This window comes from Rhizorhabdus phycosphaerae (assembly GCF_011044255.1).
Classification (GTDB): domain Bacteria; phylum Pseudomonadota; class Alphaproteobacteria; order Sphingomonadales; family Sphingomonadaceae; genus Rhizorhabdus; species Rhizorhabdus phycosphaerae.
Genome location: NZ_CP049107.1, coordinates 492,079 through 504,261, shown reverse-complemented (window position 1 = coordinate 504,261; position 12,183 = coordinate 492,079). Strand labels below are relative to the sequence as shown.

Annotated in this window: 11 protein-coding genes and 2 riboswitches; of the genes, 10 read left to right on the top strand and 1 reads right to left on the bottom strand. The window is 65.3% G+C overall.

Annotated features, from left to right (window positions below; translation table 11 throughout):
* The first annotated feature begins 112 nt into the window (after nt 1-112).
* Genes recA through G6P88_RS02375 form a run of 3 tightly spaced genes read left to right on the top strand, consistent with a single transcriptional unit; the run spans nt 113 to nt 2,223 of the window.
* On the top strand, nt 113-1,186 hold the full coding sequence (gene recA / locus G6P88_RS02385) for a recombinase RecA (RefSeq protein ID WP_165321661.1): 1,074 nt from the start codon (nt 113-115) through the stop codon (nt 1,184-1,186).
* Between the two features lie 17 nt (nt 1,187-1,203).
* On the top strand, nt 1,204-1,560 hold the full coding sequence (locus G6P88_RS02380) for a VOC family protein (RefSeq protein ID WP_165321660.1): 357 nt from the start codon (nt 1,204-1,206) through the stop codon (nt 1,558-1,560).
* Between the two features lie 36 nt (nt 1,561-1,596).
* Nucleotides 1,597-2,223: a glutathione S-transferase family protein gene (locus tag G6P88_RS02375; protein WP_165321659.1), complete on the top strand. Its 627-nt coding sequence runs from the start codon at nt 1,597-1,599 to the stop codon at nt 2,221-2,223.
* Nucleotides 2,224-2,247: 24 nt separating this feature from the next.
* Here G6P88_RS02375 and G6P88_RS02370 read toward each other — a convergent pair whose 3' ends face one another.
* Nucleotides 2,248-3,084: an FkbM family methyltransferase gene (locus G6P88_RS02370; protein ID WP_165321658.1), complete on the bottom strand. Its 837-nt coding sequence runs from the start codon at nt 3,082-3,084 to the stop codon at nt 2,248-2,250.
* Nucleotides 3,085-3,447: 363 nt separating this feature from the next.
* Between G6P88_RS02370 and G6P88_RS02365 the strand changes: the two genes are divergently transcribed.
* The 7 genes from G6P88_RS02365 (at nt 3,448) to G6P88_RS02335 (ending at nt 12,128) form a co-directional block, all read left to right on the top strand.
* Nucleotides 3,448-4,146: a LytTR family DNA-binding domain-containing protein gene (locus tag G6P88_RS02365; protein ID WP_206335842.1), complete on the top strand. Its 699-nt coding sequence runs from the start codon at nt 3,448-3,450 to the stop codon at nt 4,144-4,146.
* 112 nt (nt 4,147-4,258) lie between these two features.
* Nucleotides 4,259-6,922 carry an alanine--tRNA ligase gene (alaS, locus tag G6P88_RS02360; RefSeq protein WP_165321656.1) on the top strand — a complete coding sequence of 888 codons (2,664 nt, stop codon included), beginning with the start codon at nt 4,259-4,261 and terminating at the stop codon, nt 6,920-6,922.
* 85 nt (nt 6,923-7,007) lie between these two features.
* A riboswitch (cobalamin riboswitch) is annotated at nt 7,008-7,239 on the top strand.
* A gap of 268 nt (nt 7,240-7,507) precedes the next feature.
* A complete protein-coding gene (gene cobO, locus G6P88_RS02355) occupies nt 7,508-8,116 on the top strand; it encodes a cob(I)yrinic acid a,c-diamide adenosyltransferase (protein ID WP_165321655.1) in 609 nt (202 codons plus the stop codon).
* Nucleotides 8,117-8,118: 2 nt separating this feature from the next.
* Nucleotides 8,119-8,757 carry a 5,6-dimethylbenzimidazole synthase gene (gene bluB / locus G6P88_RS02350; RefSeq protein WP_165321654.1) on the top strand — a complete coding sequence of 213 codons (639 nt, stop codon included), beginning with the start codon at nt 8,119-8,121 and terminating at the stop codon, nt 8,755-8,757.
* A gap of 46 nt (nt 8,758-8,803) precedes the next feature.
* On the top strand, nt 8,804-9,037 hold the full coding sequence (locus G6P88_RS02345; RefSeq protein WP_165321653.1) for a hypothetical protein: 234 nt from the start codon (nt 8,804-8,806) through the stop codon (nt 9,035-9,037).
* Nucleotides 9,031-9,804 (top strand): ABC transporter ATP-binding protein, encoded by a 774-nt coding sequence (locus tag G6P88_RS02340; protein WP_165321652.1) that lies wholly within the window; start codon nt 9,031-9,033, stop codon nt 9,802-9,804. The genes G6P88_RS02345 and G6P88_RS02340 overlap by 7 nt, the downstream gene beginning before the upstream one ends.
* A 29-nt stretch (nt 9,805-9,833) precedes the next feature.
* Nucleotides 9,834-10,027, top strand: a riboswitch (cobalamin riboswitch).
* A 127-nt stretch (nt 10,028-10,154) separates the two neighbouring features.
* Nucleotides 10,155-12,128, top strand: coding sequence for a TonB-dependent receptor plug domain-containing protein (locus G6P88_RS02335; protein WP_425594467.1), 1,974 nt, complete (start codon nt 10,155-10,157; stop codon nt 12,126-12,128).
* Nucleotides 12,129-12,183 lie beyond the last annotated feature (55 nt).

Below are 12,183 nucleotides of genomic sequence, written 5' to 3'. Positions count from 1 at the left end.
ACGCACCAGAACAAAATAGGAAAGTTCTCCTCTTGTTCCATCGGAACATCTGCGGTACATAACTTCGGGTTTGAGGTTTCGGATGGCCCGCTCTACGAGGGGAGTACGCACAATGTCGGCGCAGTTGAAGCTCATCGGATCCGAGAAGGAAGCAGCTAATATGGACAGGCAGAAGGCCCTTGAAGCCGCGCTGGCGCAGATCGATCGCGCCTTCGGCAAGGGCTCGGCGATGAAGCTCGGCAGTCGCGAGACGATGCAGGTCGAGGCGATCTCCAGCGGATCGCTCGGGCTCGATATCGCGCTGGGCATCGGCGGCCTTCCGCGCGGCCGCATCGTCGAAATCTTCGGTCCAGAGAGCTCGGGCAAGACCACGCTCGCTCTGCACGCCATCGCCGAGGCCCAGAAGATCGGTGGCACGGCCGCCTTCATCGACGCCGAACATGCGCTCGACCCGGTCTATGCGAAGAAGGTCGGCGTCAATATCGACGATCTGGTCGTCTCGCAGCCCGATACGGGCGAGCAGGCCCTGGAAATCGCCGATACGCTGGTGCGCTCGAACGCGATCGACGTGCTCGTGATCGACTCGGTCGCCGCGCTGGTCCCCCGGGCCGAAATCGAGGGCGAGATGGGCGACAGCCATGTCGGCCTGCAGGCGCGCCTGATGAGCCAGGCGCTGCGCAAGATCACCGGCTCGATCAGTCGCTCTCGCTGCCTCGTCATCTTCATCAACCAGATCCGCATGAAGATCGGCGTCATGTACGGCTCGCCCGAGACGACCACTGGCGGCAACGCGCTGAAATTCTATGCATCGGTGCGTCTCGACATTCGCCGTACGGGCGCGATCAAGGATCGCGAGGACGTCGTCGGCAATGCGACGCGGGTCAAGGTCGTCAAGAACAAGGTCGCTCCGCCGTTCAAGCAGGTCGAGTTCGACATCATGTATGGCGAGGGCGTGTCCAAGGTCGGCGAACTTCTCGACCTGGGCGTCAAGGGCGGGCTGGTCGAGAAGTCGGGCGCCTGGTTCAGCTATGATTCGATCCGCATCGGCCAGGGCCGGGAAAATGCGAAAAATTATCTGCGCGAGAATCCCGAACTGGCGGCTAAGCTCGAGGCCGCGATCCGTGGCAATGCCGAGGGTGTCGGCGAGGCGTTGATGGCCGGTCCGTCGGAAGACGACGACATCTGAGCGAAGGATCGTGCGCTGTGACTGCCCGGCTGAACTATGTCGAACTGCCCGTCGTCTCGGTTGGCGAGAGCAGGCGCTTCTTCGAGGCGGCGTTCGGCTGGTCGCTGACCGACTTCGGGCCGGCCTATGCCGGCACCGTCGCGGCGGGGGCCGGCGGCACGAGCGACCTCGGCCTCAACGGGCATGGCGATGACGCGCCCGCGGCCCCGTTGCCGGTCGTCGAGGTGGACGATCTCGAGGCCAGCCTGGCGGCCGTCGAAGCCGCCGGTGGCGTGGTGACGCGGCCGATCTTCGCCTTCCCGGGCGGTCGCCGCTTCCACTTCCGCGAACCTTCCGGTAACGAGATGGCGGTCTATGTGAACGAGCCGGGCTGACGGGGCGGAGCCGGGCCGCATCGCGGGAGCCGTGCCTTGACCATCATCGTCCATCATCTCGAAAATTCCCGGTCCCAGCGTGTGCTCTGGATGCTCGAGGAACTGGCGCTCGATTATCAGGTCAAACGCTACGAGCGGGACCGCAAGACGATGCTCGCGCCGCCCGAGCTCAAGGCTGTCCACCCCTTGGGCAAATCGCCCGTGGTCGAACATGACGGGCGGGTCGTCGCCGAAACGGCAACCATCCTCGAATATCTGGTTGCGCTCGCCCATGGCGGGCTGGGGCCGCCCGACGATGCCGACGGCGCGCTGCGCTGGCGCTATTTCCTCGACTATGCGGAAGGCTCGCTTATGCCGCCGCTGCTGCTCAAGCTGGTGATCGACCGCATGGGGCCATTCGGTTGGCCCGCACGCAAGATCGTTACCGGCATGGCGATGACCCATATCGACTATGTCGAGCGCGAGCTCGTTGGTCGTAGCTGGTTCGCCGGCGACGAATTCTCGGCGGCCGATATCATGATGAGCTTCCCGCTCGAGGCAGCCCGCCAGCGCCTCCAACTCGACGGGCGGCGCCCCAATATCTGCGAATGGCTCGACAAGATCCACGCGCGCCCGGCCTATGTCGCTGCGCTGGAAAAGGGCGGCCCCTATGCCTATGCCTGATCTGCGGCGCTTGGTGCGCAGGAACTATCGGGCATCGGTGCGGCGCAATATGATCGCAGACTGATAGGGCAGCGTCGCCAGCCTGGAGATATCGAGTGGCCGCTCGCTATGGCGCTCCAGAACGAAGGCACGCAGGTTCATCGCCCTGATCTCGTCGACGAACTCGCCGATATCGAATCCAGCCGCTGCGATCTGTCCAGGCGACCATTCCATCACGATTGAAAGATCGCGATTATCGCGAATGACGTCCCCCGCTCCACGCAGGGCAAGCGGCTCCGCGCCTTCGACATCGATCTTGATGACATCGACGCGGCCGTGCAGGCGCTCGGCGAAATCGTCTATGCGTCGGCCCTGCACCCGAAAGGGCTCGACCGGAGGTTCGCCGAAATGGGTGGTGAAGGACTCTCCGACATCGACGATGCTGGTGTTGCCTGACCGCGAGGTGCGACGGAACAGCGTGACTTCGGTGTCGCGGTCGCAGACTGCCGCCCAGATCACGTCACCGACCTCGTGCAGCCCGTTGATGAACAGATTGTCGCGCGCAAGCTCTGAGATATGGCGGTCGGCTTCGATGCCGAGCACGCGTCCTCCGGGGCAGAAGCGCGCCATCAGGCACGTATAATAGCCGAAGTTCGAGCCCACATCGATACAGTGGCTGTCCGCGCGCAGGTGTCGCAGCAGATAATTCGTCACGTCGGTTTCGAACTGGCCTGTCACGATGAACCAGGGGCTGAAAAGTCGATCGTCGGCCTCGACATAATAGGCGATCGTGCGGTCGCCGACGCGCGTTCCGACGAGAACGCGATTGTTGCCGATATAGGTCACGGTCGGTCTGAACTCGGCGGCAAGCCGCTCGTTCATCGCGGCGAGCAGGGCGTTAAGGCGTCCTCTCGACCCCTCATGCCGCAATCGCGCCTGTTTCCTCAACCACCGCAGCACCATCCACACTCTCCCTTGGACCGTCAGGTTGTCGTGACTGTCATCGATGCGAAGGGATCGCGAGCGCGGCTTCGCGAATGGGCGGTTGGGCGAGCGGGCGAATGGAATACCTTACGGCACTTGCCGTCGAGTGGGGCTTTGCCGCAAAACGGAAGAATGGAATCACACACCCTTCTGAGGCGTCCGGACAAATGGGCTAGTGTGCTAGGCTGGGCAACCCTCGCTGGGCTGGAGTTCGGTCTTCTTGGCCCCTTTGGAAGTTACGAATCGGACGTCTTCCGGCGCATGGCCTATTGGACCGGCCTGTTCTGGATCGGCAGCCTCATCCTCTGGCCGACCATGATCGCGGCGCTGGATACAGGCCGTCGGCGCGGCTTCCCGCCGCTGTTCTGTTTCTTCGCCTCGGTGATCGTCACCTGCGTCCCATTGGCCCTGCTCGGCGCCCTCCAGACCTACGTCTTCTGGCCCCGCCGCGCCGCGGCCATGTCGATGTTCGACTGGTACGGTCTGACGATCATGGTCGCGCTGCCCGCGATGGCCGCGCTGACGTGGATCGAACTGGGACGCAGCAGGCCCGGTTCCTGGCGAGGGGAGCACGACCTTGCACTTGTGCCACCGTCTCCTCAACCGGCTGTGTCAGCAAAGCTGCCGCAGATCGAAGGATCGGCCGGCGTCCCCGACCATGTCCTCGCCATCGCTCTGTGCCTGCAGATGGAGGACCATCATGTCCGTGCACATCTTCCGGTGGGGTCCAGCCTTCATCACGCGGTCCTGCGCGACGTGGTCGCTGCGCTTGATGAACAACGGGGGCTTCAGGTCCACCGCTCCTGGTGGGTGGCCCGCGATGCGGTAAGCCGGCACGAAAAGGATGGACGCTCGGTCGCGCTTCTGCTGACCAACGGGCTCCGCGTACCGGTGGCGCGCAACCGCATAGCCTATCTCCGGGCGCAGGGCTGGCTCATGGACGAAGCACCCGACGCCTGAGCGACGAGGCCGCCGTCTTCGGGCAGATGATAGGACGGAAGAAACACGTCGCTGCAGCGCCCTTGAACCATCACCGCTTGAGAAGCGGCTTGCTCTCGCCTAAGTCGCCTGCATGACCTCGACCAACGACATCCGCCGCTCCTTTCTCGATCATTTCGCGCGGGAGGGACATGAACTGGTCCCGTCGGCGCCACTGGTGCCGCACAATGATCCGACGCTGATGTTCACCAACGCGGGCATGGTGCCGTTCAAGAACGTCTTCACCGGCCTCGAGAAGCGCGGCTATACGACCGCAACCTCCTCGCAAAAATGCGTGCGCGCCGGCGGCAAGCACAATGATCTCGACAATGTCGGCTACACCGCGCGGCATCACACCTTCTTCGAGATGCTTGGCAACTTCTCGTTCGGCGACTATTTCAAGGAACGGGCGATCTCGCTCGCCTGGAACCTCATCACCGGCACCTGGGGCATTTCGCCCGACAGGCTGACCGTCACGGTCTACCACACCGACGACGAGGCGTTCGGGCTGTGGAAGAAGATCGGCATGCCGGAGAGCCGGATCATCCGCATTCCGACCTCCGACAATTTCTGGTCGATGGGCGATACCGGCCCGTGCGGCCCATGTTCGGAAATCTTCTACGACCATGGCGACCATATCTTCGGCGGCCCTCCCGGCAGCCCGAACGAGGATGGCGACCGCTTCGTCGAGATCTGGAACCTGGTCTTCATGCAATATGAGCAGGTCGACAAGGAGACCCGGATCGACCTGCCCAAGCCGTCGATCGACACCGGCATGGGGCTGGAACGCATTGCCGCGGTGATGCAGGGCGTCCACGACAATTATGACACCGACACCTTCAAGTCGCTCATCGCTGCCTCCGGCGAACTGACCAGGAGCGCGACCGATGGGGATTTCAAGGCGTCGCACCGCGTCATCGCCGACCATCTCCGTGCCTCGGGCTTCCTGGTGGCCGATGGCGTGCTGCCGGCGAACGAAGGGCGCGGCTATGTGCTGCGCCGGATCATGCGCCGCGCGATGCGCCATGCCCATCTGCTGGGCGCGGCTGAACCGCTGATGCACCGCCTGGTGCCGAGCCTGGTTGCCGAGATGGGCGCCGCCTATCCGGAACTGGTCCGCGCGCAGCCGTTGATCGAGGAGACGCTGAAGCTGGAGGAGACGCGCTTCCGTCAGACGCTCGCCAACGGCCTGAAGCTGCTAGACGAGGCGACTGCGGGGATGAAGGCCGGCGACGTGCTGCCCGGCGAGGTCGCGTTCAAGCTCTACGACACCTTCGGATTTCCCTATGACCTGACCGAGGATGCGCTGCGCGCGCAGGATCTGTCCGTCGATCGCAGCGGCTTCGACAGCTCGATGGCCGAGCAGAAGGCGGCCGCCCGCGCCGCCTGGAAGGGGTCCGGCGAAAAGGCCTCCGACGAGATCTGGTTCGACATCGCCGAGGAGTTCGGCGGCACCGAATTCACCGGCTATGTCAGCGAGGAAGGCGATGGCCAGTTGCTGGCGATCGTCAAGGACGGCCAGCGCACCGACCAGGCATCGGCCGGGGACGAGGTCGTGCTGATCACCAACCAGACGCCTTTCTATGGTGAAAGCGGTGGCCAGATGGGAGATGCCGGCACGATCACCGGTGACGACGGACTGGAGATCGCGGTAGAAGATACGGCCAAACCGCTTGGCCGGCTCCACGCCCATCGCGGCCGTATCCTGTCGGGCACCCTCAAGGTCGGTGCCGCGCTGCATCTGTCGGTCGACGGCGAGCGCCGGGCGCGGATTCGCGCGAACCATTCCGCAACCCACTTGCTGCATGCGGCGCTGCGCAACCGCCTCGGCGGGCATGTCACGCAGAAGGGCAGCCTGGTGGCTGCGGATCGGCTGCGGTTCGACTTCTCCCATCCCAAGGCGCTGACGCCGGAGGACATCGCTGCGGTGGAAGCCGAAGTGAACCGCCACATTCGTGAGAATGACGACGTCACCACAAGGCTGATGACGCCCGACGCGGCGATCGAGGCCGGCGCGATGGCGCTGTTCGGCGAGAAATATGGCGACGAAGTCCGCGTCCTGTCGATGGGCACGCTCGGAGCCGATGCGCCGGGCAAGAATTATTCGGTGGAACTGTGCGGCGGCACCCATGTCTCCGCGCTGGGCGACATCGCCCTGTTCAAGATCGTAGGCGAGAGCGCCGTGTCTAGCGGCGTCCGCCGTATCGAGGCGCTGACCGCCGAAAGCGCGCGGCAATGGTTCACGCAGCGCGACGAAAAGCTCAAGGAGGCAGCGGCCGCCCTCAAGACGTCGCCCGACGAGCTACCCGCCCGCATCGCGGCGCTGGTCGAGGAGCGGCGCCGGCTCGAACGCGAACTGGCGGATGCCAAGAAGGCGCTGGCCCTCGGCGGTGGCGGCAAGGCAGAGGCCGCCGGTCCCGAAAGCATCGGTGGCGTGGCCTTCCTGGCGCAGCATGTCGAAGGCCTCGACCCGAAGGGCCTGCGCGGCCTCGTCGACGAGGCGAAGGCCAGCCTGGGTTCGGGCGTGTCGATGATCGTTGCGGTCAACGAGGGCCGCGCGAGCGTCGCGGCCGGTGTGACCTCCGATCTGGTCGACCGTGTCAGCGCAGTCGATCTCGTCAAGACCGCCGTCGCGGCGCTGGGCGGGCAGGGCGGCGGGGGGCGGCCGGACATGGCACAGGGCGGCGGGCCGGACGGTGCCCGAGCTGCCGATGCGATTGCGGCGGTCCGGACGCAGCTGGCGCAGCTCTCCGCCTGAGCTTCTGCCTGTAAGCGTCGACGCGCCGGCTTGGCAGGCGCGCCGCCTTCTCTTATGACATCCGAGAGACCGGAGGATTTCTCCGGCCTCGCCAGATCGCGCCGGTGCCCGAAAGGGCTTAAAATGGGAACGCGGTGAGGGTGCTGACGCTCCCGAATCCGAGGCTGTCCCTGCAACTGTAAGCGGCGAGCGCGATGTGCAGCGTGCCTTCCCTACCGGGGCGGCACAGGCCACTGGATCCCGATGGGTGTCTGGGAAGGCCGCACATCATGCCCTGACCCGTGAGCCAGGAGACCTGCCAGCGCTCGGTCGCTCTTGCCTGGTCCAGGGGATGGCCACGGCACGGTTTTTTCTCCGTTTGAGCGACGAAGCAGTGCGGCCGGGGCCGCGCGGCCGGTTCTTCCGTCGGCGCTGGCGCCTGTCCGGGGAAGACGGCCGGTCGTCGCACGGGCGGATTCCACCGTCTGCGGCCGCGCGCCCCGCCTGTCGTCGACGGCGCCGGGGAAAGATGATGCCCGAACGAGCCTTCACCGCGATATCCGCTTCGACGTCCAGAAACCCCAGTCCCCTAAGGGAGCAGGCCGCATGAAGGCCCGTACCGACGAAGAGCATAAGGAGAAGATGGTCCGGCTCCAGGCCGCCCAGGAGCGCAAGATCGCTGGCAAAACCGTCGAGAAAGGACTGATCGTCGTCCACACGGGCACCGGCAAGGGCAAGACCTCCGCCGCCCTTGGCATGGTCATCCGGGCGATCGGCCACGGCATGAAAGTCGGCGTGATCCAGTTCGTGAAGGGCGCGATGGGCAGCGGTGAGAAGGTCGTGTTCGATCAGTTTCCCGAACTGGTCGAATTCAAGCCGATGGGCGAGGGCTTCACCTGGGATACGCAGGATCGCTCCCGCGACATCGAAGTGGCGCGCGCTGGCTGGGATGAGGTGAAGCGCATGATCGCCGATCCGACCTACAAGCTCGTGCTCGCCGACGAGCTGAACATCGTGCTGCGCTATGGGTATCTGCCCGTCGAGGAAGTGATCGAGGTGCTGCGGACGAAGCCGCCAATGACGCATGTCATCGTGACGGGCCGGAACGCGCCGCAGCCGCTGATCGACATGGCGGACCTTGTCACCGACATGACCCTGGTCAAACACCCCTTTCGCGATCAGAACGTCCGCGCCCAGCCCGGCATCGAATATTGACCATGTCCGAGCCGTGGCCGCCGGAGCTTCCCGACGCGTTGGAGTTGTTGCTGCGCTGGCGGCGCGACGTCCGGCATTTTCGTGACACGCCTTTGCCCGAACCGGTGGTCGCCGATCTTCTCCGCCTTGCCCAGCTGGCGCCCTCGGTCGGCAATGCCCAGCCCTGGCGCTATGTGCGCGTCCGGTCTGCAGGCGTGCGGGCGGCGCTGGCCGAGCATGCCGATGAAGAGGTCGCCAAAGCGGGGCGTCGATATGGCGACCCGCTCTTGCGGGCCCGCTATGCCGCGCTCAAGCTTCACGGTCTACGCGAGGCACCCGAAATCCTGGCGGTCTTCTGCGACGAGGAGGGGGAGCGCGGCCGTCGCCTGGGGGCGGTCACCATGCCCGAGGCCCTGCGCTATTCGGTCGTCCTGTCGATCCACACGCTGTGGCTCGCAGCGCGGGCGCGGGGAATCGGCCTGGGGTGGGTCTCAGTCTTGCGTCCCGATCATGTGGCGACGCTGCTCGGCGTCCCGACGGCGTGGACATTGGTCGGGCTGCTGTGCCTGGGCCATGCCGAGGCTGCGGACGACCGGCCGGAACTCGAGCGGCGGGGGTGGCAGGATCGCGCCGCCTGGCAGGAGAATGTCCATGTCGTGTGATTGCCGCCGCAATCGCCTGCGGGACGCGGAGATGGTCCGGGGTGCCATGGACGATCCACGCTTGCGACATGCTGATAACACGGATGCCGTCCATCAGTCTTCGGTTACCGGACATGGAACCACGCCGCTGATACTCGGCGGCGCGTGGCGCTTGACCCTCGCCGACATGCTGGTCCGCCTGCTACCCACTTACTACAAATGCAAACCGGCTGTGGTGACGGCCTTTCGGGGTGTGTCGGTCTTCATCGCCCATCCTCTCCGGGAGCGCCGCACATGGTGACGATCTCTCTTCGCGACCTCGTGCTGGCCCTGGATGACAGGGAGGTGGTCAGCGGGGTCACCGCCGATCTGGCCGGCGGTCAGCTGATCGGGATCATCGGCCCCAATGGCGCAGGCAAGTCCACGCTCGTTCGGGGGATGCTCGGGCTGCTCCCGGCGGTATCGGGCGAAGTCAGGGCCGACGGGCGCCGGATCGAAGATATTCCCCCGGGCGATCGGGCGCGCAAGCTCGCCTATCTCCCGCAGGGCCAGAATCTCCACTGGCCGCTGACCGTCGAGCGTCTGATCGCGCTTGGCAGGCTGCCCTATATCGGCCCGCTGTCGCGGATGAGCGAACTCGATCGCGAAGCGGTGAACGAGGCGATGCAGCGGACCGAGGTCGTGCATCTCGCACAGCGCACGGTGACCGAACTTTCCGGCGGCGAACGTGCCCGGGTGATGATGGCGCGCGCGCTGGCGGTAGGGGCGGGCGGATTGCTGGCCGACGAACCCCTCGCAGCGCTCGACCCCGGGCATCAGATCGACATGATGACCCTTCTGGAACGCGAGGCACGGGAAGGTGCGCTGGTCGTCGTCGTGCTCCACGACCTGACGATGGCCGCCCGCCATTGCGGCCGGTTGTTGTTGATGAATCGCGGAAGGGTCGTCGCCGACGGGCCGCCCGATGCTGTGATGACCTCGAGAAACCTGTCGGAAGTCTATGGAATCAAGGCCTATCTCGACCACGCAGACGGGGTGCAGTCGGTGATCGCCCTGGGCCGCGGATAGACGATTGACGCCCGCCGCTGCACTGCGGTAACGACCCGCTTGCGACAGGTTCCCCGGAGACGGGGATGAAAAGGGAACGGGGTTCGAGACCCCGGCTGCCCCTGCAACTGTGAGCGGCGAGCCATCGTGCCACATGCCATTGGGATCGATCGATCCTGAGAAGGCGGCGCGAACACGGCGTTGACCCGCAAGCCAGGAGACCTGCCCGTCGCGGTCGTCCTTCGCGCGGACAGGGTGTGCCGGGCGGACGGGGGTAAACCCGAGAGACGACATGTCTGGACCGTGCCTCGCGCGGGGATGTGTCGTGCCTTGATGGCCGGAACACCCCTAGCAGGCGCGGCCCCTTCGTCATGGGGTGCCCATTTGTGCTGAAACAACTGTCTTTATTCTGCCTGCTTCTCTCATCCGCGACTTCGGCTGCTCTGGCTGACGATGGCCAGGAGGCTCCGCCGCCGGACCCCGCTACCGATGCGGAAGCCATTCTGGTTACCGCGACCCGGCTTCCGCTGAGCCTGGACCGCGTGCCGGAATCGATCACGCTGCTCGACAAGGCCGCGATCGACCGCAACCAGGACATCGGCGTCAGCGAGTTGCTGCTGCGCACGCCCGGCGTGAGCATCCACCGCAACGGGGGATACGGAAGCTCCACGTCGCTCCGCATTCGGGGCGCAGAAAGCGACCAGACCGTCGTCGTGATCGATGGCGTGAAGCTCAACGATCCCTCGTCCACGGGGGGTGGGTTCAACTTCTCCAATCTCCTCATCGGCGATGCCGCCCGGATCGAGGTGCTGCGCGGTCCGCAGTCGATCCTGTGGGGCAGCCAGGCAATTGGTGGTGTCGTCAACATCGTGACCCCGCTTCCCAAGGCTCCGCTGGAAGGCAGCTTCGACCTTGAGGCGGGATCGCGCGAGACCGCGAGCGCCCGGGCGGCGCTCGGCGGCAAGCAGGGTCGGTTGACCTGGCGGGTCGGCGCGCAGGCCTTCACGACCGACGGCATCTCGGCATTCGCCTCGTCCTTCGGCGGCCGCGAACGCGACGGCTATCGCAATCGCAACCTGTCCGGACGCGCCGAACTGGAGATCAGCGAGACCATCAGCGCCGATGTGCGCGGCTATTATTCGCGCGGGCGGAACGAGTTCGACGCCGTCGGTGCCGACAACCCGGCCTATGGTACGAACCGGGAGTTCGTCGGCTATGCCGGGCTGAACGTCGACATGTTCGACAAGCGCCTGCGCAACCGCTTCGCTTATGGCTATACTGATACCGACCGCGACAATTACGACCCGCGCAATCAGCGGACTAAGACCTTCGACGCCGCCGGGCGCAACCAGCGGTTCGAATATCAGGGCAGCTTCGCGATAACCGAGCAGGACATCCTCCTCGTCGGGGTTGAGAACGAGCGCTCCCGCTTTCGTAGCGTCTCGCCGCCCGCAGCGCTGTCGACCCCAGTGCCGGCGCCGGTGCGCGGGAAGAGCGAGATCACTGGCATATATGGACAACTCAGCCTGCAGCCGGTCACCGGCCTGACGCTGAACGCCGGCATGCGCCATGACGACCATGCGCGCTTCGGCAGCAAGACGTTGTTCTCGGCGGGCGGTATCGTCAACCTGCCGACGGGCACGAGGATCAGGGCCAGCTATGGCGAAGGCTTCAAGGCGCCGACCCTGTACCAGCTCTACTCCGAATATGGGAACGACGCGCTCGCACCGGAACGCGCGCATGGTTGGGAGGCGGGCGCCGAACAACGCCTGTTCGGCAACAAGCTCCAGATCGGCGCGGTCTGGTTCGACCGGACGAGCCGCGATCTGATCGTTTATATCGGCTGCGCGAGCAGTTCCAACACGCCGCTCTGCTTCCAGCCCGGCACGTCGATCCGTCGGCTCGGCTATTATCAGAACGTCTCACGGGCCAAGGCGAGGGGCCTGGAGGCTCAGGCCAGCCTGAATCCGCTGGCCGGCTTGTCGATCGATGCCAACTATAGCTGGACGATCGCCGAGGACCGCTCCCCCGGCAGCGCCAATTTCGGCAAGTGGCTGCCTCGTCGCCCGCGTCAGCAGGCCAACGGGTCGATCAGCTATGCGTGGCCGTTCGGACTCACCACCGGAGTTGCGGTGCGCTGGTCGGGTCATAGCTACGACAATGCGTCCAACAGCCAGCGGCTGGACGACTATATGCTCGTCGATCTCCGTGCCGAACTCGCGCTTTCGGATCAGGTTCGCCTGTTCGCCCGCGCCGAAAACCTCTTCGACGAAGGCTATATGACCGCCTACCGCTACGGGGCGCTCGGTCGCAGCATTTATGCCGGTGTCAGGGGGCGGTTTTGATGTTCGGCTCCCCCACGAGCATTACCGACGCATCGCGGGGGAGCGTCGGCGGCCA